Raw genomic sequence first — 23,901 nt, 5'->3', positions numbered from 1 at the left:
CTTTTCTCAAAAAACCTCTGAAAACGGAGTAAAAAATGTTTTTCAGATTCAGCTTGAAATAAACCAAACGGTATAATTAAGGCATAGTTTTTGCGTTCTTCTTGCACGAAAGCAACATCTTCAGGAACATTCCTTTCAGCTGTTCAGGTAGTTCAAAAGGCAAAGGAGACCCTGAAGAGGAGGTTCTTTCTCATTCTTCAACTACACTTAAACTTTACAAACTAATGAGACCATTCAATAAGATAGCGAAGTGGGTAACGAGGGCCATGATGGGGTTACTGGTGATAGGTTTCTCGGGGTGCGCCACTACCTACAACGCGGCCACCGACTTTGACAAGAGCACTAATTTCCAAGCCTACAAGACCTGGCGCTGGTACCAGGACCAACCGGTAGCCAAAGACTCTACAAACCGCAGATATACTACGTTTTTAGATAAACGGGTCAAAAACGCGGTAGAGACCGAGATGCAGCGCCGGGGTTTCCAGAAAGCAGCGGCTTCTGAGAAGCCAGACATGCTGCTGGCGTATGATTTTACCGTGGAGAACCAGCAACGCCTGCGCCCTGATTTTGTGAGCGTTCCTTCTATTGGCTTCGGGTACTGGTACGGCTACCGCTACGCTTATACCTACAACCGCCTCTACAATACCACCACGCTACAGGATTACCAGCAAGGCACCTTGATTCTGGATGTGGTAGATGCCAAATCCAATGAACTGATCTGGCGCGGAAGCAGTGAAACCGCCGCCACCGAAAGATCCCTGACCGATGAGAAAGTACAGCTGATCGTTTCCAGCATCCTGGCCAAGTTCCCGCCTCAAACTGACGAGAGAGCCACCGCCCGCCGGTAGTTTTCAGCCTTTTTTCAGAAAATAGCCTTGAAAAGGCCTCTGCGTGTGCAGAGGCCTTTTTTTATAGATCGTGCCCTTGGTCCCGCTCAGATTTGCCGGGCCTGAGGGTCACATCCTGGTTGATGCCCTGTTGCTGCTGCAGATCTGGCGAGGAGCCTTTGGGCGGCAAGCCCACCCGCATACGGGCGTCCCTAAAGGCGCTTTTCAGTTCATGCCACCGGTTCTTGGGCGGCTCATACCCATAGGCCCGGTATTTCCCGGGCAATACCTTGCCCTTCGCCTCCACAAACGTGGCGAATTCCTGTACCCAGTTGTCAAAATGCTGCATCACCTCTTTTCGCTCCACCAGGTGCTCCGCCTGGTTGTCTGAGTATTTCTCGTCTACGCCAAACTCCTCATACCGCCACAAAGAGTCTGGCACTTCCACGCCGCCGTACCGGCATTGCCACACCAAGGGGGCGTAGGCGTCGCGGTTGTTCTCAAAAGGCTCTTCCTCGGGGTTGAAATACTGTTTGTGCCGCAGGATCTTAGGTTTTCCGGCTTCATCCAATTCATCGCCCCCGGCGTCACCGTAGCAGAAGAAAGCCGCGGTGCGGCCTTCCAGGTGGTTCTGGCTGAGTTCCTGCCATTGTTCAGAATGCTCCAGCTTGGCGGCTATCTCTGGGTTCTTGTGCTCAATAAGACCTTCTTTGGGGTTGCCGCCGTTCATGCACACCAGGCGGTCAAACATGAGCTTGAGGTTAGCGCTAGGGGCGTACCAGTTAATGGGGCCTATAATCGCCCAGGCATCGGCCATGTCCAGGCGGGCGTACATATCCAGATCCCACAGGAGGTCTGGCTCAGCAGCATCATTCTTCTGGTAGCAGTTGCAGGGCCACACGCACAGCGCCATGCTGGTACTCACGCAGGCATTGCAACTCTGGATGCGCGCACGCCCATACACGTTGCCTATGTCTTCAATGTCAATCTCCCATTGAGGCGGCAGTTGTTCGGCCATTCTCAGCATGAGGGCCCGGGCTTTGGAGTCTACGCCGGGGCAGTTGTACTGGCGGCGGTTAGAGCCCGCAATCAGCAGTACCCGGAAGGGGCGCTGGTCTACGGGCAAGGCGGCGTTGGCATCATTGGGCTGCATGGGACTGGAACGTTAGTATATTATATGTACGCTGCTAAACCCTTTCTGGCTTTCAACCTGTTTCAAGGCCCTTTTCTTGAAACAGGACTTAAACCGAGAGCCGGCAAACAAAAAGAGCCGCCCTGTAGAGGCGGCTCTTTTATAGAAGTAGGGTAGAAACAGGTTACTTGATCTTGAACTCGGTTCTACGGTTCAGCTGGTGCTGGTCTTCGGTACATTCCACGCCGTCGGCGCAGCCGTTGATCAGCATGGTTTCGCCGTAGCCTTTCCAGGTAAGCCGGTTACGGGCAATGCCCTTGCTCACCAGGTACTCCACCGCTGACTGTGCTCTGCGCTCAGACAGCAACTGGTTGTACCCGTGGCCTTCGCGGCTATCTGTGTGGGAACCTAGCTCAATCTTGATGCTGGGGTTGTCTTTGAGCATCTGTACCACCTTGTCTAACTCCACCGCGGCATCTGGCCGGATGTTCCATTTGTCAAGGTCATAGTAGATGTTCTCAATGGCGATGGCCTGGTTTTTCTGGCTTTTGTCAAAGATAAGCGTAACTCGGGTGGTATCTGCCAGCTTCACGGTATCAATGGCTACCAGGGCAGACTGGGTCAGGTACCCGAATTTATCGCCTATCAGGTCATAGGTGGTACCTTTCATGACACCAAACTTATACTCGCCGTTGCGGTCTGAGAAGGCCACCACAGAATCGTTGGTTTCTTTGGGAGTCAGCTTCAGACGAACATCGGCCAGCGGTTGGTTGATGGCACGCTTGCCTTTCACCTGCACCCGCTCCAGGGTAGTCACAAACAAGATGGCGTTGCTCAACAGCTTAAAGGAGTAGATATCATCTGTGCCGTTGTTGCTGTCACGGTTAGAGGAAAGGTATCCTACCTGTGCGTTGGCGGCACCCCGCATGAACACCATCCCGAAATCATCTTTGGGCGAGTTCACCGGCGCGCGCAGGTTCTCTGGCTTGGCCCAGGTAGCGCGGCTGCCTTTGGTCTTGAACACGTCCAAACCACCAAAACCAGTGTGCGTGTCTGAGGAGAAGTACAGGTTGCCAGACTGGTCAAAGCCCGGGAACATTTCCTTACCGGCCGTATTGATCATGTTGCCAGCGTTCATGGGTTGCCCCCACGTGCCGTCTGCCTGCAGTTCTGAGTAGTAGATATCCGTCTCGCCGTAGCCGCCGGGTTTGTCAGACACAAAGTACAGTACCTGCCCGTCTGGGGAGATGGCCGGGTGGCCCACGCTGTATTCTTCCACCTTGTTATGGGCAAAGGGCTTCACATCTGCCCAGCTAGAGCCGTTGCGGCGGGCCGAGAAGATCTCTAACCGGTTCACATAGCCACTGGAGAGCGGCTTCTTCACCCAACTGGTAGGGTCCACGTTGACGTCTTTCTCCTTTTTCTCCACCATGTTGGTGCGGGTGAAATACAGGGTGGTTTGGGCAGTATCTAAAACGGCCGGGCCGTCATGGTACGCAGAGTTGAGGGTGCTGCCGGCAATGGCGGGCATTTGCCAGGTGCTGTCCTGGTTGCGCTGGGCATAGAACATCTGCAGATAAGGTCTGCCTGTCCAGCCATAGGTACCGGCATCTTTATCTTTGGCGTTGCTCACGTTGCCGCCCCGGTCAGAGGCGAACAAGATGCCGTTGCCATACACCGTGGGGCTGAAGTCAGCGTTGCCGGAGTTGATGGCCGTCTCATTGACCACAATGGCCGAAGGCGGCTCTTCCATCAGTTTCAGGGCCGCATCACAGGCCTGAGCCTTGGCGTTGGCTTTGGCGGCCTCGGCGGGCACTTTCATGGCGTAGTTCTGGTACTGCGTTTTCGCCTCAAAGTACTTGCCGTTGCTTCTAAGGGCCTCAGCGAAGTAATAGGTGTTGATAGGATCGGCCTCGGGCATGGCCACCACTTTGGCGTACCACTGCTCGGCCTCATTGGTGCGGCCTGTCAGGCGGTAAGAATCAGCGAGGCGTTGGGCTCCCTGCAGGTCAGCGTCTTTTTTGGCGAAAACCTCCTGGTACTCTTCAATGGCTAAGGTGTAATCAAAGTTCTCGTACAGCCGGTCAGCCTTGCGAGTGGTTTGGCAGCCGCCCAGGGCCATACTGCCAATTAAGAAGGAAAGGAGAAGTGGTTTGTATATTTTATACATAGAAGCGTCTGTTTAAAATTAGAAATACCGGGGGGTTACCATTTTGGTAGGTTCCTTTCTCAGGAAGCTATACCCAACAGATATCTCATGGGTGCTCAAATCATTCATGTTGCTGTGCAGCGTGAAGTCATGGGCATACCCCAGGCGCAACCGCTTGGTCACGTACAGGTCTGCCATGGCTACCACGGCATCTTTAGCGGAAAGGCCTTTGGCTTCAAAGTCATTCTTGAAGATGTTCATGGCCGTGCGGTAACTGGCGCCTAACCAGATGCGCTCCCCAAACAGAAAGAAAGCATTGAAGTCTACGTTGGTAGGGCCGTCAAAATTCTCCTTCAGCATGATGCTGGGCTTTACCTTGATGTTGTGGCTGATGTCTGCCACATACCCCACGTTAAAGAAGTAATGGCGCTCCGGGTCATAGTTGATGTCTTTGTCAATGCCCAAGAGGTCAGTCACGGAAACCCCGGCGTAGAAGCGCTCTGTGTGGAAGAAGATACCCGCTTTCAAGCTGGGGCTCCAGGTGGTCTCCTTTTGGGCCGAGATCACGGCTGGGTCTTCCTGGTCGTTCCCGGTGATGAGCTTGGAGCCGTTCACCGCAAAGTGGGACACCCCCGCTGCCAAACCGAAGGAAAGAACCCCGGTCTCGCTCACTGGCAGTTTCACGGCCGCGTCTACCTCAATGTTCTTGCGGTTCTGGGCGAAGATCTCATCACGGGTGGCATGGAAGCCTAGGCCCAGGTGTTTGTTCCTGGTAAGTCCGTCTATGCTGAAGGTCTGCGTATTGGGTGCTCCCCTCAAGCCTACCCACTGGGTGCGGTGGAAGGCGTTGAGGGTAAGCGTTTCTTTACTACCCGCATAGGCAGGGTTGATCACCAGCTGGTTGAAGATGTACTGGGAGAATTGTGACCGGTGCTGTGCCCAACCGCTGCCTGCGGTGAACATAGTGATCAATATGATAACTAATCTTTTCATTGATAAGGTGAATTAATGTTCTGGATGCCTGCGGCTAGCGCACTACTTGTACCGGTCCTCTGAATACCTGATCCTTGCCGTCACAGCCTCGCACGCGCAGCACGTAGAAATAGGTGGCTTCTTCGAGCCCGGTGGCACGCCAGTCATTCTTGTAGTTTTTGGATTTAAAGATCTCGTTGCCCCAACGGTTGTAGATGGTGAGGTCGTTTTCTGGGTAGTTCACCAAGTTCCGGATCACCCAGGTATCATTGATCCCGTCTCCATTCGGGCTGAACACCGTAGGAGGCACAATCTCTGATCCGGCATCAGCGGCTCTAACTTCTACAGAGGCTGCATTGCTGGCGCAGGCAGATCCGGTAGAGTTGGTGGCGGTCACCGTGAGGGTACCTACGGCATTAGGGTTGGAAGCCTTCAGATTTACTGAAGTACCTGTAGCCGTCGTGTTGTTATCTGCGAAGGTGAAACCTGCCGGGGCAGTCCAGGTATAGGTAACACCAGCCACTGGGTTAGAGATGGCATAGGCCAAACCGGTACACAGGCCGCTGTTATCCAGGATAATTGGGGTGGCAGGGGCAATGCCTGGGATTACCTCTGGCGTAGAAGTGGTAGCCGTACCGCAACCGTTAGAGGCCACAACGGTCACTCTTCCAGGACCGGTGCCTGCTTTTACCTGCACTTGCGTACCGGTAGCGGCACTGATTCTATCCCAACCAGGACCAGAAACGCTCCAGGTATAGGTAATGCCTGCCACTGGCTGGCTGATGCTGTACTGGTAGGTGGTTCCGGCGCACAAGGCCCCTTGCGGACTCGTGATGGCAGGGGCAATCGGGGCGGCTCTTACTACTAATTCAATAGGGAACTCCTGGCTGTTGAGGCAGTTCCCGGTAGCCACTGCCACTACTGTGACAGGGTATGTACCCGGCGCGGTAGTAGCGCTCACCCGTAATGTGAACGAAGTCAAGGTCTGTGCCTCAATGGTGATGCCATTGGTTTCCGGCGCCAGGATAGCAAGCCTGGTCACACCCGGAGAAATGTTATTGACAGTATAGGTAGCAGTACCTCCCACGCACACTTCCTGCAGGCCCACCACGTTTGGTCGGGCAGGGCGCACGCAGATGACGGCTTCGTCTGAACCGCCGCCGTTCCCTAGTACCGCCACGTTAGTGATTTCACCAATAGCCGTTGTCTTGGCTGTGATGCGCAACGTTGCCGTCTGGTTGGCCGGTAAGGTCCCGATGGTCCAGATGCCGGTAGTAGCGTTAAAGGTTCCTTTGTCAGTCTCCACGGGTGGCACTAACTCCAGACCTGCCGGTAGTTGATCTGTAACGGTCACGTTGTTGGCATCTCCAGAGCCGGAGTTGCTTACCTGGATGGTGTAGGTCACATTGTCGCCAATAGTAAAGGTAGTACCGTTCACGGCTTTGGTGATCCGCAGGTTAGGGCTACCGGTTCCTCCGCCAGGGCCGCCGCCGCCATCGCTTCCACCACCGGTGGTGACAGGTTCAGGCAAGGAGATATTATTGTTGTTCAGGAAGATATTGCCATTGGTAGACAGTACCCGGCCCACCAGGGTGGTGTTCAGGCTAAGGGTGGCGTCATTCTGAACAATGAAGTTACCCGTTAACGCCGAAGGGGTCCCGGTCATACCTCCGGTACCTACCGTGACCTTGCCGGTTACCCAAAAGAAGATATTATTGGGGCTGGCATTGAAGATATTGATAGCGGAGCCTGGATCAATCACCAAGTCACCGTTTACCTGAATGATGAACAGAGAATTAGGGTTGCCTTGTCCGTCAAACTTCAGGCGGCCACTGATGCGAGCGTCGCCATCAAATTTGTAGACCCCTCTGGTGATTGTCGTTCCGCGCACTGCGGCCGCACCTGGGTTGAAGCCTTCGCCCAAGGTCTGCCCAGTAAGGTTACTGGTAGAGGCAAACCGGCCTAACTCATTGTATACCCGCACCACGTCTGTTTTCGCGGCGGCGGCAATGGCAGTACCCGCCTCCACATCGCCTAGTACTTTTCCTAGGGGAAGCACGGTCACTACTGTTCCTGGAGAGGTGCCTGCATCTCCGTACAGCACACTGCTACCCGTACTGGTAACAGAGCCGCTCCCTAATACTGCAAATTCACGCGCTGCCCCAAAAGTAGGGCTACTTTGGGTTTGCGCATGGGAAGGGGAGAAAATAGCAAACAACGCTGCTATCAAAAGTAAAATTTTCTTCATGTGATCTACTAAAGGATGTTATGGTACTAGCTGCTATTAGATATTCATATATTTGAATAGAACCACTGCATGTACTGTGCTTTCCTATAAAGGTTTTGACTTATAAAAAAGATGCAATACGGGGTTCCAGGGCAGAATTTGGTTTTCCTTAAGTAGCATGGCCACTTGCTCTTTCAATAGAGTTTACAGTTCAGGAAAATTCTTTTTTTGCAGCGTAAATAGGTAAATATCTCCGCAAGGTAAGTACTAATACTAGGAAAGAAATCTTTATTTTCCCCTTGGCGGCTAAAACCCATCTATATGTCAGGAAATACATTTTATTATTTTTATACAAATCCTTGCAACCTCTCCTGCATCTTGATTAAGTTATACTAGTGAATAAACCACTAAAAATAGTCCATAAAAAAAGCCCTGCTGATCAGCAGGGCTTTTTTTATGGACTATTTGAGAATGACTGAAAATACCTATACGTGTACGTGCCGTTCAGCGTGATAAGAAGACCTAACCAGCGGGCCAGACTCTACATATTTCAAGCCTCGGCGCAGTCCTTCTTCCCGGTAGTGGGCAAACATATCTGGGTGGATAAACTCCGCCACCTCCAGGTGCATTTTGGTAGGCTGCAGGTACTGGCCCAACGTCAGGATATCAAGGCCGTTGGCAGCCAAGTCATCCATGGCCTCATATACTTGCTCCTGGGTTTCTCCCAGCCCAAGCATGATACCGGTCTTGGTACGCTTGCCGTATTCTTTGATGCGCCGGATCTGCTCCAGGCTGCGGTCATACTTGGCCTGCGGCCGCACCTGGCGGTAGAGGCTTTTCACCGTCTCCACGTTATGGGACACTACCTCCTGACCGGCAGAGATCATGGTCTCCAGCGCTTCCCAGTTTGCTTTCACGTCTGGGATGAGCGTTTCAATGGTAGTTTCAGGAGAAAGCTTCTTGATCTGTACAATGGTTTCATGCCATACACTGGCGCCACGGTCTTTCAGTTCGTCACGGTTCACCGAGGTGATCACCGCGTGCTTCACCCCCATAAGATGAATGGCCTCCGCCACGCGGCGAGGTTCATCCAGATCATATTCATTGGGGCGGCCGGTAGCTACGGCGCAGAAAGAGCAAGAGCGGGTACATACGTTGCCCAGAATCATGAAGGTAGCCGTGCCGGCTCCCCAGCACTCTCCCATGTTTGGACAGTTTCCGCTTTCGCAGATGGTATGTAGTTTATAGGTGTCTACCAGTTGTCTGACTTTAGCGTATTCCTTGCCTACCGGCAGTTTCACACGCAGCCAGTCTGGCTTGCGGGGTTTAGTTTGAGCTTCAGCTGGTTGAATAACCGGCAACGCAATCAATTGATCCATGGTACAAAGGTACTAAGTGAGGAGCGGATAGGCAAAAAACAGCCAATTAGGTAGGATCGTTCAACGGCGGCGCCCGTAATACAGGGTGAGGTAGACAGACCTGAAGATATTACGCTTGGGAGCATCGGGCACCATGGTCATATCTCCGGCAAATGCCTCTACCATCATGCCTACCTCAATCCCCGTCACGCTCTCCATATACCGCCCATACTCAAAGGAAACCCCTGCTTTGGCGTTAGCCCCTACCCTGAAGGCGGGTTCACTCAGCCCTTTGAACACACCGGGCGCCCCCACAATAAGCCCGTCATTGGTATGCACCTTGGGGTCATACTGCTCTGTAGAGATAAGCACGGGGCCCACTCTGTTGTAAATCTGCGTTCTGGGATCTAGCACGTAATTGCTGCGGTCATACTCAATAAAGTACGGGGCCAGAATGCCAATAGAGGGCCCAGCGGCCAAAATGCCATTCACCTGCACGCCAGACTCGGCCGCTTTCTTGAAGAAGGTGTATTCCCGCCCATACTGAGGCCTTAACACAAACAGGTAATTGCTTTTGCCCCGCACAAAAGAAGCCCCGTTCTGCAGGTTCTGCAGGCGGGTTTCTTTGGGGTGCTTTACCTCTACCCCTTCCAAGGCCCAGAAATGGTACCATTTATCATTCAGGTGGTAGACCTGCTTGATCATGGCGCCGCCCAGAAGGCCGCCGTTGGAGTTGAAGTTGATCCCGTAGGTGAATTCACGGGTATAGTTTTCCTCTTCTTCCCCTGATTGGGCCCAAGCCAAACCAACCGGAAAAAGGGAGATGATTACAAGCACGAGTAGAAATCTGCGCACAGAGTAAAAGACTAAGTTTGTTTAAATGTAACGAACTTTACAGGCACCTGCAAGTCAATCCTAGATTTGTCCTGCCCGCAAAAAAGCTGGTTTATCCTGACCCATCCCACCGGAAAGCCACCTGCCCAGGCGGGTGGTACCACTTCAGGTTGTCAAGGCTTGCCTTTCCACTAACCAGCCCTTCCGTGCCTGATGCATAAGGGGATAACAAGGCATCTTGCCTAAGGTTTCAACCTGAAAGGCCTTGTACCCAGCACCCCTCCCGCAGCCGGTTTATGGCCTGTTTTTCAATAATATAAAACGAAACACGCCTACAAATAGATATAAAAAATCCCGCAAAAGGATTCTTGCTTCACCTTCTGCGGGATTTCCGGGCTATTTTTAGGAAACCAGCTTCTTTACTTCCTGTAAGCTGATGCCCAAATGCGAACCATGGTATTGACACTGCCCGTCTTTGATGAACAGCAACTGCGGCGACTCATGCTTTACCTCAAACGATTGGGCTATCTGGTTGGAGACAGGCCGGTAGCTCAAAAGGTCAAGGTAGTACGACTTCACCTGGTCAAGCCCGGCGGTGTCCCATTGGCGCTCTAACCGGCTTTTGGCCGTGGCACTGATGGAGCACGAGGTGCTGTGCTTGAAGATAACCACCGGTTGTCCTTTTGATTCTTCCCTGATCTGCTCAATTTGCTCTGTACTGGTGATAGGATGCCACTGCATAATTTTAAAACGATAGGTGGTAATACGATAACCGCCTCAGCTTTTTCTGGACTTGCCAGAGGCGGTCTTTTTAGGCAATATTCTGGCCTTCACATCTGCGGTCCCGTCTTCCCTGATGGGCAGCAGGTCTTTTTTCTTCCGCTTTTTCAGTTTCCGGCCAGTTTCGCCCTTCCGGTGGTTGTACGCGTCTACGTTCAGATGTGATTCATTGAAATCAGTCTCCAGCTTTTTTGCCTCCTTCAGGCTGTGGCGGAGCTCCCGCTTCTGCTGCCCGGGCGTAGTATGGGCCGTTTGGGCCGAGGCTGGCTGAAAAACGCCCAGGACAAGGCCCAGACAGGCGCATAAAAAGACAGTGTGTAGCGGGTGTTTCATCCTAATCCAACTTTTTCCAAGACGCTTTTCTTCCGTTTAGGGGTAGGAATACGGGTCTTCTTCTTTTTGAGCAATCCTTGTTTGTCATACTCCATATCGCGGCCGCCGTAATCACGGCCTTCGTTGGCCTGGTCTTCCTGGGTGATCTCTTTCTTCTTGAAGAAGGAGAATTTCTTCTTGCCAGAGACATCAGGGCAAGCGATCCGGTTGGAATTACAGCCTCCCAATGCCAGCCCCATGCACAAAAGAACCAATCCTGCTACTACGCGTGCCTTTTTCATGTTTCTGATCAAACGTTACGTTATACGTGCCGCAGGGCACCTTGGCTGGGTTTGCGCTTTGGGGCTGTTTTACCTAAAATAGCCCCAAAGCGCAAACCTGCCGTTTTAGAAGCTCAACAGGGCCTCTACCTTTTCGCGCAGCCGCTTCACCGGCAGGAACTCCTGCTCCAGCGGCGGGGCAAACGGAACGGCGGTATCCAGGCTACCCACGCGCCCCACCGGCCCGTCTAAGTGCGTGAAGCAGTTTTCTGAAATCCAGGCGGCAATCTCGGCGCCAATACCACCGGTCAAGGTATCTTCATGCAAGACAATCACGCGGCCGGTTTTGGTCACGGTTTGCCGTACGGCTTCCTTGTCCCAAGGCAGCAGGGAACGCAGGTCCAGGATATCCGCGGACACTTCTGGCATGGTGTTCAGGAGCTGCTTGGCCCAGTGCACGCCCATGCCGTAGGTGATGATGGAGAAGTCAGTGCCTTCCTGGGCCAAACGGGCGCGCCCGATTTCCACGGTGTAATAATCGTCTGGAATGGCTTCTGAGAGGGCGCGGTACAGCAGTTTGTGCTCAAAGAACATAACAGGGTTAGGGTCTTCAATGGCGGCATTCAGCAGGCCTTTGGCGTCATAGGGTGTGGATGGGTACACGATCTTGAGGCCGGGCGTGTGGAAAAACCAGGCCTCGTTGCTCTGTGAGTGGAACGGACCGGCGGCCGCCCCCGCACCCGTAGGCATGCGCACCACCACATCGGCGTTCTGGCCCCAGCGGTAATGGCTTTTGGCCAGGTTATTCACAATCTGGCTAAACCCGGCACTCACGAAATCAGCGAACTGCATCTCCACCACTGACTTTTTCTTCCGGATGGACATCCCCAAACCAATGCCCAGGATGGCGCTCTCGCACAAAGGCGTGTTGCGGATACGCTCTTTCCCGAACTTCTCCACAAAGCCCTCGGTCACTTTGAAGACGCCGCCGTACTCGGCAATGTCCTGGCCCATGATCACCAGTTCTGGGTAACGTTCCAGGCTCTGGCGCAGGGAATCTGAGATGGCATCCACGAAACGACGCTCAGAACGAGCGCTGTCGCGGGGCGTGATCACGTTCTGGATGAACGGGTGGTACATATCCGCGATCTCTTCCTTCACATCCGCGGTGGGCATGGGCGTGTTGTGTGCCACTTCCAGCCCGCGCTCAATTTCCTCCCGGAACTCTTCTCTGATGGCGGCCAATAATTTGGGGGTGAGCACTTTCTCGTCCAGCAGGTATTTCTCGAAGTTCTCCACCGGGTCTTTCTTGCTCCAGCGCTCAAAGAGTTCCTGCGGCACGTACTTGGTGCCCGAGGCCTCCTCGTGCCCGCGCATCCGGAAGGTCATGGCCTCAATCAACATGGGGCGGGGGTTCTTCCGGATACTGTAGGCGGCCTGGCGCACGGTGTCATAGACTTCCAGCACGTTGTTGCCGTCAATCTGCAGCGCGTCTATGCCGTAGGCGGGGCCTTTGTCAATGAAGTACTGGCACTTGAACTGCTCGTTGCTGGGCGTGGAGAGGCCGTAGCCGTTGTTCTCAATGATGAAGATCACAGGCAGGCTCCAGACGGCCGCCACGTTGAGCGCCTCATGGAAGTCTCCTTCGCTGGCGCCGCCGTCACCGCTGTACACCAGGGTCACTTTCTCGCGTTTTTCCAGCATATCGGCCAGCGCAATGCCGTCGGCCACGGCCAACTGCGGGCCCAGGTGCGAGATCATGCCCACAATGTGGTGCTCGTTGGTGCCGAAGTGGAAAGAACGGTCTCTGCCCTTGGTAAAGCCGGTTCTCTTGCCCTGGAACTGCGCAAACAGCCGGTCCAATGGAATGTCACGGCAGGTGAAGACGCCCAGGTTGCGGTGCAGGGGTAAAATATACTCGTCTGGGTCCAGGGCCAAGGTAGAACCCACCGAGATGGCTTCCTGCCCAATGCCTGAGAACCACTTGCTCACCTTGCCCTGGCGCAGCAGAATGAGCATTTTCTCCTCAATCATGCGCGGTTTGAGAATGCCCCGGTACAAGTGCAGCAGATCGTCGTCTGTATAGTCTTTTCTGTTGAATTTCATGGTTTTCGCAGTTTCTGCAACGCGTAAATTTACAGCAATCAATGAAGGGGCGAAATAGTAGCCTAGTTATTTTTACTTTTGTTGTTTAGCGTCAGATTTCCAGAAATCAGGCCCTAAACCCAAGCCCCTGGAAAGGCACCTGCAACACCGCCCTCCTGTTGGCGTTAGTAAGGTACCTTTTAGGAGGAGCATCTTTACCAGAAAGTAGCCTTATGATTCAATTCAAAGAATTCACCTTAGATAACGGCCTGCGCTGCCTTGTGCATGAAGACACCACCACGCCCCTGGCGTTGCTGAACGTGCTCTACAACGTAGGCTCCCGCGACGAGGACGAACAGCACACCGGTTTTGCCCACCTGTTTGAGCACCTCATGTTCAGCGGCTCGGCCAACGTTCCCAACTATGACGAGCCCCTGCAACAGGCCGGCGGCGAGAACAACGCTTTCACCTCGCCTGATATCACCAATTACTACCTGACCGTACCGGCCCAGAACATTGAAACCGGCTTCTGGCTGGAATCTGACCGCATGCTGGACCTGGCCTTCAGCGAGAACGGCCTGGAGGTGCAGCGCAAGGTGGTGGTAGAGGAATTCAAGCAGAATTACCTTAACCAACCCTACGGCGATATCTGGCTCAAGTTGAGACCCCTGGCCTACCAGAAGCACCCTTACCAGTGGGCTACCATTGGCAAAGAGGTAAGCCACATTGAGAATGCCGTGATGGATGACGTGCGGGCTTTCTTCAAGAAGCATTATTCCCCGGCCAACGCCATTCTGGTAGTGGCCGGCAACATCACCTTTGAGCGCGCCCAGGAACTGACCCAGAAATGGTTCGGGCCTATACCCGGCGGGGTGAAATACGAGCGCAACCTGCCCGTGGAGCCCCCGCAGACCCAGGCTCGTTTCCTGGAAGTGGAGGCCGAAGTCCCCTTGACGGCGATCTACAAAGCCTACCACATGCCCGCCCGCACCAGCCCCGACTATTACGCCGCCGATCTGCTGGGCGACGTGCTGGGCCGCGGCGATTCTTCACGGCTGTACAATGAGCTGGTGAAAGAGCAGAAGCTGTTCAACTCCATCTCGGCGTTCCCTACCGGCTCTATGGAACCCGGCCTGCTGGTGATCCAGGGCAAGCTGAACCTGGGCGTAGACCCCCACGTGGCCAATGCCGCCGTAGAAGCCATTGTAGAGCAGATCAAGGCCGAGCACATCAGCGAGGAAGAACTGCAGAAGGTAAAAAACCAGGCCGAAACCTCTATTGTCTTCTCTGAGATAGAACTGCTGAACCGGGCCCTGAACCTGGCCGTGGGCAAGCTCATGGACAACCCCAACCTGGTCAACGAAGAAGGCGCTATGATCCAGGCGGTCACCTCCGAGGACATCCACCGGCAGGCCCAGAACATCCTTCGCCCCGAGAACTGCTCCACCCTGTTCTACAAAGCCGCCCCTGGCAATGAGACACAGGAGGAACTGGTAGAGGCCCTGGAAGAGGAATAATCTATTTAGGGCCTGCTTCCTGAAAAACAGGCCCTAAATAGGATTGCCTTGGCAAACTGACTGACGGGAAGGTAGGTGCTCTAAAAGGTAGGTGCTTAAATATGGGGCAACGTCCATAAGAAAGGCAGTGTCCTTAACACTTGGCCCTCTACCTACAACGCTTTTTCTTACCGTTTCTCTCTCTTTTGTCATCCTGAAAGGATCTTGTTGGCGAACGGTAACTTTGCTAACACAACTGTCCATCTAGCTGGCCCACAAGATCCTTTCAGGATGACAGAGGAAGAAGTGGAACAGAAGAAATGGCAACAAGAGGAGTTACGACAAGAGGAATGGTAACAAGAGAGGTCATTAAGAGGAGTGGAAATAAAAGGCATGACCACCTTTCACTGAAATAACGCAACCTGAATAAGCCCGGCATCTACCCTCCAGATGCCGGCATCCATATTAGAATTATGAGCTTTAACATTAGAACCGGCTTCGGCTATGACGTGCACCAACTGCAAGAGGGACTTGATTTTTGGCTGGGCGGCATCAAAGTACCCCATACCCACGGCGCCCTGGGCCACTCAGACGCAGATGTCTTGGTCCACGTGATCTGTGACGCCTTGCTGGGCGCGGCCAACCTCCGCGACATCGGGTTTCATTTCTCTGACAAAGACCCGCAGTACAAAGGCATTGACAGCAAGATCCTGCTGCGCGAGGTCATGAAATTGATCAGGGAAAAAGGCTTTGAGGTAGGCAACATTGATTCAACAGTCTGCTTGCAGGAACCTAAGGTGAACCCGCACATTCCGGCCATGAAAACGTGCCTGACCCAGGTGATGGGGATTTCAGAAGACGACCTTTCTATCAAGGCCACCACTACTGAGCAGTTGGGCTTTGTGGGGAAAAAGGAAGGCGTGGCGGCCTATGCCACCGTGCTGATCTACAAGACCAACGGCTAACCAAGGCAGGCCGTTTTGCCTGACTTTTGGCAAAAACAGGCGAAAAACAACGATCGTTTGTTCATTCCCCCAAAAATCAGTAGCATTAAGGTCTGAAATCAGCACCACACCTAACATACATGAAAAAGCATTTGTACACGCTGGGCATGGCGGCCGCATTCCTGTCGGCGTGCTCTTCGTCCCAGACCCCTTCGGCCTCTACCGCAGCGGGAACGGCTACCAGCACGGCGGCCACCCCCACCCAATACGCCAACACCATCACCGCCGCGGATCTGGAGAAATACCTGCGCGTTTTAGCCTCTGATTCCCTGGAAGGCCGTGAAACCGGTGAGCGCGGGCAGAAGATGGCGGCGGAGTATATCGCCAACCATTTCAAAGCCAATGGCTTAGCAGGTCCGGTGAAAACCGGTTCCAATCCCTACTATCAGGCCTTTGACCTGGAGAAAAGCAGCTGGGGCGAAGGCTACGTGACCGTAGGAACCAAGAAGTTCACCATGGGCAAAGACTTTTTTGTGCTGGGTGCCTCCCCGTACCAGAACGAGGAGACCGCCCAAGTGGTGTTTGCCGGTTACGGCATTGAAGATCCAGCCTACTCAGACTACACCAACCTGGACGTGAACGGCAAAGCCGTGGTAGTGTTAGCCGGCGAGCCTAAGAAAGCCGATGGCAAATACCTCATCAGCGGTTCAGACAAAATGAGCACCTGGTCACAGGACGTCCGCACCAAAGCCGCCGCCGCCACTAAGAAAGGCGCCAAAAGCGTACTGGTGGTCATGGGCACTTCTGACGCGGAGTTTCAGCAACTCACTGCCCGTTACGTCAACATGCTTACCCGCCCCTCTATTGGGTTTGGCACCACTACCGCGCAGCCCCGGGCCGCTAACATCTATGTTTCCCCTTCCATGGCAGCCGCCCTGTTGAACACCAAGCCAGAGCAGTTGGCTACCTACGGCGCATCGGTGTCCAAAGCCGGCAAAGCGGTGGCTTCTCCCTACAAGGTGGCGACCAACGTGAAAATCAAAACAGCCCGTAACCGGCAGCCGCTGCCCACCGAGAACGTGTTGGGTTACCTGGAAGGATCAGACCTGAAAGACCAACTCATTGTGATCAGCGCGCACTATGACCACGAAGGCATCAAGAACGGCGTGGTGTACAACGGCGCCAATGATGATGGTTCCGGCACCGTGGCTGTGATGGAATTAGCCCAGGCGTTTGCCCAGGCCAAGAAAAACGGACACGGCCCGCGCCGCAGCATCCTGTTTCTGGCCGTAACCGCCGAGGAGAAAGGCCTGTTGGGCTCTGAGTACTACACTGAGAACCCGATCTTCCCGCTGGAGAACACTGTAGCTAACCTGAACATTGACATGATTGGCCGCCACGACAAAGAGCACGAAGGCAAACCAGATTACATCTACGTGATCGGCTCTGATAAACTTTCCTCAGAATTGCACGCCATTTCAGAAAACGCGAACAAAACGTACACGAACCTGAACCTGGACTACACCTATGATGATCCGAACGACCCGAACCGGTTCTATTACCGTTCAGACCACTATAACTTCGCCAAGAACAACATTCCCATTGCCTTTTACTTCAACGGGGTGCACGAAGACTACCACCAGCCCACTGATGATGTAGACAAGATCAACTTCCCGAGCGCCGAGAAGGTATCTCGTCTGGTCTTCTACACTGCCTGGGACCTGGCCAACCGCACGGAGCGCATCAAAGTAGACAGCAATAAGAAATAAGCGGAGCTTATTTCTAGTTCTGAGTTCTGAGTCTTGAGTCTATTTCTCATAACCTCAGAAAAAAGGAGAGGCCAGGCCTCTCCTTTTTTTGTTACTGGCGGCGGGATTCTTTATCTTCCGTACAGCATTGGTTTCGTGGGCGTTTTCCCAAATACACCTGCTAAACAGAATTTACCTACCAATATGAAGCTGCAGTGGAATTCCTTAGCTTCTTACAATAAAAGAACGCCTCTGAGCCACACTGGTTGGTTGGACGGCAGCATTAGAACAGATATGCCTGTACCCTCAAAAATCTCCTTCAACCTCCTTACCGCGCTTCTTCTGTTCATCGCCTTCAGGCCGGCAAGGGCGCAGGAGAAAACAGGCATCAACTTTGCCGCTTCGTCCTGGGAACAGGTACTCCACACCGCAAAGCGAGAAGGGAAAGCCATCTTCTTGTACGCTTCCACCCCCGGCTGCCGCTACTGCCGGCAGATGGAGAAAGAAGTGTTCCCCATGGCAGCCGTCAGTGATTTCTACAACACCCGCTTTGTGAGCTTTCAAATTAACATGGAAGACAAGGGAGAGGGCGAGGCGCTTGCCAAAAAATACGGCATCACCAGCTTTCCTTCTTATCTGTACTTTGACCAAGAGGCGGAACTCCTGCACCAGAGCGGTGCCGGCAAGTCTGCCGAAGAATTCATAGAAGACGGCAAAAATGCGCTGAACCCAGAAAAAGCCTTGTTTACGCTGAAGAAAAGGTATGACACCGGGGAACGGTCTCCTTCTTTTCTTTTGCAATACAGCCAAGCCCTGGGTTTCTACCGGCAAGCCGACAGTCCGGAGGAGAAAGTAGTGGAAGAGTATTTGGCCACTCAAACGCCACCGCAACTGGAATCTGAGGAAAACCTGAATTTCATCTTCTCCAGGTATTTAGCCTTCCACTCGCCTGCCACCCAGTATCTGCTCCAGAACCAGCAGAAGTTTTCGCCTTTGTTTAAGGAAGAGGAGGTAAAAAGAAGAGCAGAAAGAATCATCACCAGAACCGCCCAGGCAGCGGGGTCAGAAAATAACCTGGTCTTGCTTAAAGACGTGCAGCAAGCCGCTGCCGCCAACTTCAAAGAGGCTGAACGGCTGGCCGCCTTGACCATGATCTACTTCTACGCCGGGCAGCAGGATTGGCACAGGTACGCCAAAGAGACGCTCGCGTACAGCAAATCCAAAGCCGTAAACGATTGGCGAACGCTCTACGAGACAGGCATGTACCTTAACGCTTTTGCCAAAGAGAAAGAAACCCTGAAAATGGGCGTACAGATCATGAAAAAAGTCCTTAAGCTGCACCGGGACCCCGAAAACCTCTCCCTGTATGCTCAGCTCCTGCACGCAACCGGAAAAAATCAGTCAGCTTATAAAGCAGCCAAAGCAGCAGTAGAAGCGGCCAACGCCACTGGGGAAGACGCCCGTCAGGCGCAGGCGTTGCTAACTGAACTGAAACAGACCCTTAAGAAATAGCCCGCCAACCCTCGGCAGGAATCCTCTCTTTCATCACCTCCCCCGCTTCGGTTTTCAATTCACAAGGCCTCCATTGGTGTTTAAGGGCTATTTTTCAGGAAAAGGCGTTTAAACCCAAAAGTACTGTACCGGCCACCACTCCGTTTTACCAGAGATAGCCAGAACCAAGCCCCAAGACAAAGCCTGACATTTTACGTACGTTTGCCTAATTGCGCCAAAGGTTCTTTACTTTTGCACAGTTCTTATTTATCCATAGATTGGAGAGATCGTTTCTCATTTTATAGCAGGAGAAAAACTTGAGCACTAAACTGAAACAGTTTCTGCTAGACGCAGAGAATAAAGCCTTTGACCTGGAGCACCGCAGGAAAATCCGCTTCAACATTGGCAAATACAACGCGGCGGTCCAGAACGGCATGGCGGCCTATGAGCACCATGAGCTGGCCCGCGAACGCGCCTCTTTCCTCAAGACCCAGGTCATCAACAACCTGGACAAATACCTGGTGGAGTTTGAGAACAACTTCACCAAACGGGGCGGCAAGGTGATCTGGGCGCAGAACGCTGAGGAAGCCCTGCGGGAGATTGGCGCCATCATGAAACGCAAGCGCGCCAAGTCGGTGGTGAAATCCAAGTCCATGAGCACCGAGGAGATCCACCTGAACGATTATTTGGAGAAGAATGGCATTGAGACGGTAGAAACGGATTTGGGCGAGTACATTGTGCAGCTCGCCGACCAGCGCCCCTACCATATTGTGACCCCAGCCATGCACATGTCCAAGAAAGACATTGCCGAGCTGTTCCACCAGAAACTGGGCATTCCCCTCACAGATGACGCGCAGCAACTGGTATTGACGGCCCGCAACCTGCTGCGGGAGAAATACACCAGTGCCGAGGTAGGCGTGAGCGGCGGCAATTTCCTGGTAGCAGATATTGGCGGCGTGGCCATCACTGAGAACGAAGGCAATGCCCGTTTATCCACCACTTTCCCTAAAACGCACATTGCGGTAGTGGGCATTGAGAAACTGATCCCTTCCATGCTGGACCTGGACCTGTTCTGGCCTTTGCTGAGCACCAGCGGAACCGGCCAGAACATGACCATCTACAACACCATTTTAACCGGTCCGCGGCAGCCCACCGAGAAAGACGGCCCTGAGGAGATGTACGTGGTACTGCTGGACAACGGTCGCACCAACCTTCTGGCCCAGCCAGAGCAGCGCGAGGCGTTGAACTGCATCCGGTGCGGGGCCTGCCTGAACGTGTGCCCGGTGTACAAGAACATTGGGGGGCACACCTATGAGACCACCTACAGCGGCCCTATAGGATCGGTGATCACGCCGCACCTGGCGGGCATGGAAGAACACAAACACCTGAGCTACGCTAGTTCTCTGTGCGGCGCCTGTACCAGCGTGTGTCCGGTCAAGATCAACCTGCACAACCTGCTTCTGGTGAACCGGCGACAGAGTGTGGAAGAAGGTTTGGTAGACAAAAACGAGAAGCTGGCCTTCAAATTCTGGGCCAAGGGCATGCAGAACCGCCGGTTGCTGAACCTGGCGCCGGCCGCTGTCAAGAACTTCGTGCTGGGGCACGTGCAAAAAGAAGCCTGGAACAAACGTCGTGAGCCGTTGGTGGCCGCCCCACTTTCTTTCAATGAGATGTGGCGAAAACAGCGCAAAAAACGGTAGAGCACAAAAAAGCCTTCTTATACAGAAGGCTTTTTTGTGCTCTAACAGGAAGAATGAAAACAGGTTTTCTGACTACCTGCAGAATACAAGCTTGAAATTAACGGCTTGATCCTAAAAAAGACTTCTTTTTATTGCTGGTGCGTTTCTTCACGTAAGTCCCGTTGTTTCTCTTCAACTGAATATACCTCGCCTTAGAGCCTTTTTTCTTTTTGAAGAAGGGCAGTTCTTCTTTCACGGTTTCCACAGAAACTGTTTCAGAGGCAGCTGCTGCGAAAGGAGCAAAAGAGATAGCATAAGCGCAAAGTAGCACAGTAAGTAGATGTTTTTTCATTTGGGTAGTATGAGTTTTGTTATATTAATTACTATATATACCCAAAAGTAGGTATTTAGGTTTAATATATCAAACTATTTTTTGCACTACCCAGAATTTTTAGGATTATGGCTCTTTAAATAGGACGCATTGCCTGCACCAGACGGTCTATTTCCTGCTCTGTGACCGCCGGAAAATTAGCGATCCGGATTTGTTTTTCTTTGAAGGCCCCGTAGCCGCTGCCCACCACCAGGCCCTGCGCCTTTAAATGCGAGATTACCTCGGCCGCGGGTTTCTCCATTACCTCGGCCACCAGTACTGTTGGCGACCTGTGCGCCTTCTCCTGCACAAAGGGGGCAAAAAGCGCGCTTTCCTCCAGAAACGCATACACCTGCTGGGCCTTCGCCTCGGTTTCCTGCCGGATGGTGTCTATGCCTTTGGCCAGCATGTCTTCCACCACGTGGGTGAGCAGGTAAATATCCAATACGTTAGGGGTGCAAGGCGTCTGAAACTGCTGGTATTGGTCGTGGAGGGAGGCAATGCTGTAATGCCCGCCGGTGTACTGCTGCCCTTCTAACGTAGCGGCCACTTCGCGGCAGCGTTCATTCACCAACCACACCCCCAGCCCCGCCGGCAAGCCGAAGCCCTTCTGCACAGAGAAAAAGGCCATGTCTACCTGTGAGAAATCAAGGGCCGCATAAGGTGCCCCAGACACCATGTCCACCGACACCAAGGGCTCAGGAAACAGACTCCGCAGCGCATGGATATCCCCTACGGGCATGCACACGCCGGAACTGGTTTCATTCTGGGTGATGGTCAGCAGTTCTGTACCGGTCGGCACCTGAATCTCTGCCAGCGAAAAACCCTGCCCGAACGGCTTTTGCAGCACCTGCGCCTGGCGGCCCAGCCATTTGGCATGGTCCAGGTATTTCTTGGAGAAAGACCCGTTGACCAGGTGGAACGTGTGCTGTGCCGTGAGGCTTTGCAGGCTGCGCTCCCAGATCTCCGTGGCCGAACCGGTAAAATAGATGGCATAGTCCTGGGGCAGTTGAAAAAGCGCCCGAAGCCCCTCGTCTGCCCGCTGGTACAGGTCTTTGAACGCCTGGCTCCGGTGCGACTGGGAAAATACTTGTTTGTCTAATGCCGTCTGCAGGTGCCCAGCCACCGTGGGGTACAGTTGCGCCGGGCCGGGAGTGAAGTAAACAGGAGCCATTTTTTGATGGAATAAAGGAGTGGTGGAATGATTGAGTGAATAAAAGAAGCTGTTTTTAACCCATTCCGGAAGAAACAGGCCAAAAACAGCTCTTAAAAGTACTTACTACATGATACTTGCTACATGATCCTAATACAGCGTGCGGGATTTGATAGTATCCTGGATCTGCTTCAGCTGCTTGATCACCGAACGGTCATATTTGGTGTCCACGTCGGTGATCACGTAGCCAATGGTCTCATTCGTTTTGAGGTACTGGCCCAGAATGTTGATCTGGTGCTCGGCCAACACGTTATTGATCTTGGCCAGGATACCCGGCACGTTGCGGTGAATATGGATAAGCCGGTGCGCGTTGCGCAAGGCCGGTAACTGCAGGTTAGGGAAATTCACGCTGTTGTAAGAGCCGCCCGTGTTGATGTAGTCGATCATTTTAGACGGCACGTACTGTGCAATATTCTCCTGGGCCTCCTCGGTGCTGCCGCCAATGTGCGGGGAAAGCAACGTGTTGGGCAATCCGCGGAGCGCCGATTCAAACTGCTCCTGGTTGTTCTTGGGCTCATACGGGAACACGTCAACCGCGCAGCCTCTGATCTTGCCGCTTTTGATGTTCTGCGCCAAGGCCTCAATCTCCACCACGTGTCCACGGGCCAGGTTCAGGAACAGCACGCCAGGTTTCATCATGGCGAACTCTTTCTCCCCGATGAGGTTCTCATTGCTGGCGCGGCCGTCTACGTGCAGGGTCACAATATCAGCCAGGGCCAGCAGTTCCGCCAGGGAATGGCATACTTTGGCGTTGCCCAGGGCCAGCTTGTCTACCACATCATAGAAATAGACCTCCATGCCCAGGCCTTCGGCTAGCACAGAAAGCTGCGAGCCGATGTTGCCGTACCCAATGATACCCAGCTTCTTGCCGCGTATCTCATTGGAGCCTTTAGCAGATTTATCCCACTCGCCTACGTGCATGCGGTTGCTTTTCTCCACAATGCCTCTTGAGAGCATGATGATTTCGCCAATGGCCATCTCCACCACACTGCGCGTGTTGCTGTAGGGCGCATTGAACACCACCACGCCCCGTTCCGTGCAGGTTTGCAGATCAATCTGGTTCGTACCAATGCAGAAGGCTCCAATAGCCATGAGGCGCGGGGCGTGCTCCAGGGCCTTGGCAGTCACCTGGGTTTTAGACCTGATGCAGAGGATGGCCACATCATGCAGTTGGGCACACAGCTCTTCTTCTTCCAGGGCTCCGGCGATCACCTCTACTTGGTAGCCTTCCTGCCGGAACATGTTGATGGCCCGCTCATGGATTCCTTCCAGCACCAGCACCTTGATGCGGTTCTTGGGGTAAGACAGGGCGCTGGGAAGTTTGTTCACGTACAGGAACTCATCTAAGCTGGGCGTTACATGGTCTGCCTTGTCTACCACGCTGTCACGGCTCACGTTCTCAGTGAAGGCGTAGAATTTATCGGCTATGCCGGCTTCCTTTATCTCCCAGTCGGTGTAGCCGTCGCCTATGACGTAGACCTCGCCGGGCAAATCCAAGGATTTTATCTGCTTGGCCTTGCCTTGGTTCTGGGTAAGCACGTTGTCGCGGTCAAAACCGGTGATGTTGCCCGCTGCATCATAGGTGAAGCTGTTGGCGAACACATTCTCGGGCTTCACGCCCAGTTCCTGCACAATAGGCACAATGAACTCTTTGAACCCGTTGGAGATGATGTAGATGTCATCTTTGAAGGCCTCAAAAAAAGCTTTGTTATGCTTGAAGGACTCTGAGATCTGGCCTCGCAGGTGCTCAATAAGGGTGCCCAGATGCTCGCGGTTGGCCTGCAACAAGGCCAGCCGCTGGTCCAACGAATCTACCAGCGGAATCTCGCCCTCCATGCCCAGGTCGGTGATGCGCTGGATCTCAGAAAGCACCTTCTGCCGGCGGGCCGGGTCTGGGTAACAGATGGCACAAAGTTCGTCCAGGGCTTCCACCTTGGTGAAGGTACTGTCAAAGTCAATGATGAAGTGCTTGTGCGTACTCATGAAGAATAGGGTTGCGAAGC

At 53.4% G+C, this 23,901-nt stretch carries 19 protein-coding genes; 6 read left to right on the top strand and 13 right to left on the bottom strand.

Annotated elements, in window-relative coordinates:
• The first annotated feature begins 224 nt into the window (after positions 1-224).
• Entirely contained in the window at positions 225-848 is a 624-nt protein-coding gene (locus FOE74_RS18515; RefSeq protein ID WP_149100121.1) for a DUF4136 domain-containing protein, read from the top strand.
• 61 nt (positions 849-909) lie between these two features.
• Here FOE74_RS18515 and FOE74_RS18510 read toward each other — a convergent pair whose 3' ends face one another.
• The 10 genes from FOE74_RS18510 to FOE74_RS18465 all read right to left on the bottom strand — a co-directional run bounded on the left by FOE74_RS18510 (position 910) and on the right by FOE74_RS18465 (position 12,978).
• Complete coding sequence (locus FOE74_RS18510; RefSeq protein ID WP_149100120.1) at positions 910-1,980, bottom strand: NAD(P)H-dependent oxidoreductase; 1,071 nt, start codon at positions 1,978-1,980, stop codon at positions 910-912.
• A gap of 163 nt (positions 1,981-2,143) precedes the next feature.
• Positions 2,144-4,129 (bottom strand): OmpA family protein, encoded by a 1,986-nt coding sequence (locus FOE74_RS18505; protein ID WP_149100119.1) that lies wholly within the window; start codon positions 4,127-4,129, stop codon positions 2,144-2,146.
• Positions 4,130-4,147: 18 nt separating this feature from the next.
• Entirely contained in the window at positions 4,148-5,101 is a 954-nt protein-coding gene (locus FOE74_RS18500; RefSeq protein WP_149100118.1) for a PorP/SprF family type IX secretion system membrane protein, read from the bottom strand.
• 34 nt (positions 5,102-5,135) lie between these two features.
• On the bottom strand, positions 5,136-7,328 hold the full coding sequence (locus FOE74_RS18495; protein ID WP_149100117.1) for an ice-binding family protein: 2,193 nt from the start codon (positions 7,326-7,328) through the stop codon (positions 5,136-5,138).
• A gap of 464 nt (positions 7,329-7,792) precedes the next feature.
• On the bottom strand, positions 7,793-8,677 hold the full coding sequence (gene lipA, locus FOE74_RS18490) for a lipoyl synthase (protein WP_149100238.1): 885 nt from the start codon (positions 8,675-8,677) through the stop codon (positions 7,793-7,795).
• A gap of 69 nt (positions 8,678-8,746) precedes the next feature.
• Complete coding sequence (locus tag FOE74_RS18485) at positions 8,747-9,502, bottom strand: hypothetical protein (RefSeq protein ID WP_225840884.1); 756 nt, start codon at positions 9,500-9,502, stop codon at positions 8,747-8,749.
• Positions 9,503-9,901: 399 nt separating this feature from the next.
• The gene (gene ytxJ / locus FOE74_RS18480) at positions 9,902-10,240 is read right to left on the bottom strand and encodes a bacillithiol system redox-active protein YtxJ (protein WP_149100115.1); all 339 of its coding nucleotides are present in this window, start codon (positions 10,238-10,240) and stop codon (positions 9,902-9,904) included.
• 36 nt (positions 10,241-10,276) lie between these two features.
• Entirely contained in the window at positions 10,277-10,612 is a 336-nt protein-coding gene (locus tag FOE74_RS18475; protein ID WP_149100114.1) for a hypothetical protein, read from the bottom strand.
• Positions 10,609-10,893, bottom strand: coding sequence for a hypothetical protein (locus FOE74_RS18470; protein ID WP_149100113.1), 285 nt, complete (start codon positions 10,891-10,893; stop codon positions 10,609-10,611). The genes FOE74_RS18475 and FOE74_RS18470 overlap by 4 nt, the downstream gene beginning before the upstream one ends.
• Before the next feature lie 105 nt (positions 10,894-10,998).
• Complete coding sequence (locus FOE74_RS18465) at positions 10,999-12,978, bottom strand: alpha-ketoacid dehydrogenase subunit alpha/beta (protein ID WP_149100112.1); 1,980 nt, start codon at positions 12,976-12,978, stop codon at positions 10,999-11,001.
• A 212-nt stretch (positions 12,979-13,190) separates the two neighbouring features.
• On the opposite strand from FOE74_RS18465, the gene FOE74_RS18460 reads away from it, so the two are divergent.
• The 5 genes from FOE74_RS18460 to FOE74_RS18440 all read left to right on the top strand — a co-directional run bounded on the left by FOE74_RS18460 (position 13,191) and on the right by FOE74_RS18440 (position 20,336).
• Positions 13,191-14,474: a M16 family metallopeptidase gene (locus tag FOE74_RS18460; RefSeq protein WP_149100111.1), complete on the top strand. Its 1,284-nt coding sequence runs from the start codon at positions 13,191-13,193 to the stop codon at positions 14,472-14,474.
• A gap of 452 nt (positions 14,475-14,926) precedes the next feature.
• Positions 14,927-15,418, top strand: a complete 492-nt coding sequence (gene ispF, locus FOE74_RS18455; RefSeq protein ID WP_149100110.1) for a 2-C-methyl-D-erythritol 2,4-cyclodiphosphate synthase — start codon at positions 14,927-14,929, stop codon at positions 15,416-15,418.
• Between the two features lie 119 nt (positions 15,419-15,537).
• Positions 15,538-17,166 (top strand): M28 family peptidase, encoded by a 1,629-nt coding sequence (locus FOE74_RS18450; protein ID WP_149100109.1) that lies wholly within the window; start codon positions 15,538-15,540, stop codon positions 17,164-17,166.
• Positions 17,167-17,439: 273 nt separating this feature from the next.
• Positions 17,440-18,657: a thioredoxin family protein gene (locus FOE74_RS18445; protein WP_188686970.1), complete on the top strand. Its 1,218-nt coding sequence runs from the start codon at positions 17,440-17,442 to the stop codon at positions 18,655-18,657.
• 296 nt (positions 18,658-18,953) lie between these two features.
• Positions 18,954-20,336 carry a LutB/LldF family L-lactate oxidation iron-sulfur protein gene (locus FOE74_RS18440; RefSeq protein ID WP_149100107.1) on the top strand — a complete coding sequence of 461 codons (1,383 nt, stop codon included), beginning with the start codon at positions 18,954-18,956 and terminating at the stop codon, positions 20,334-20,336.
• A gap of 97 nt (positions 20,337-20,433) precedes the next feature.
• Here FOE74_RS18440 and FOE74_RS18435 read toward each other — a convergent pair whose 3' ends face one another.
• The 3 genes from FOE74_RS18435 to serA form a co-directional block, all read right to left on the bottom strand.
• Positions 20,434-20,667 (bottom strand): hypothetical protein, encoded by a 234-nt coding sequence (locus tag FOE74_RS18435; protein ID WP_149100106.1) that lies wholly within the window; start codon positions 20,665-20,667, stop codon positions 20,434-20,436.
• Between the two features lie 115 nt (positions 20,668-20,782).
• Positions 20,783-21,859: an aminotransferase class V-fold PLP-dependent enzyme gene (locus FOE74_RS18430; protein WP_149100105.1), complete on the bottom strand. Its 1,077-nt coding sequence runs from the start codon at positions 21,857-21,859 to the stop codon at positions 20,783-20,785.
• 129 nt (positions 21,860-21,988) lie between these two features.
• Positions 21,989-23,881, bottom strand: a complete 1,893-nt coding sequence (gene serA, locus FOE74_RS18425) for a phosphoglycerate dehydrogenase (protein ID WP_149100104.1) — start codon at positions 23,879-23,881, stop codon at positions 21,989-21,991.
• Positions 23,882-23,901 lie beyond the last annotated feature (20 nt).

Source organism: Rufibacter glacialis (assembly GCF_008271745.1).
GTDB lineage: Bacteria > Bacteroidota > Bacteroidia > Cytophagales > Hymenobacteraceae > Nibribacter > Nibribacter glacialis.
This window is presented reverse-complemented; position numbering and strand designations above follow the sequence as displayed.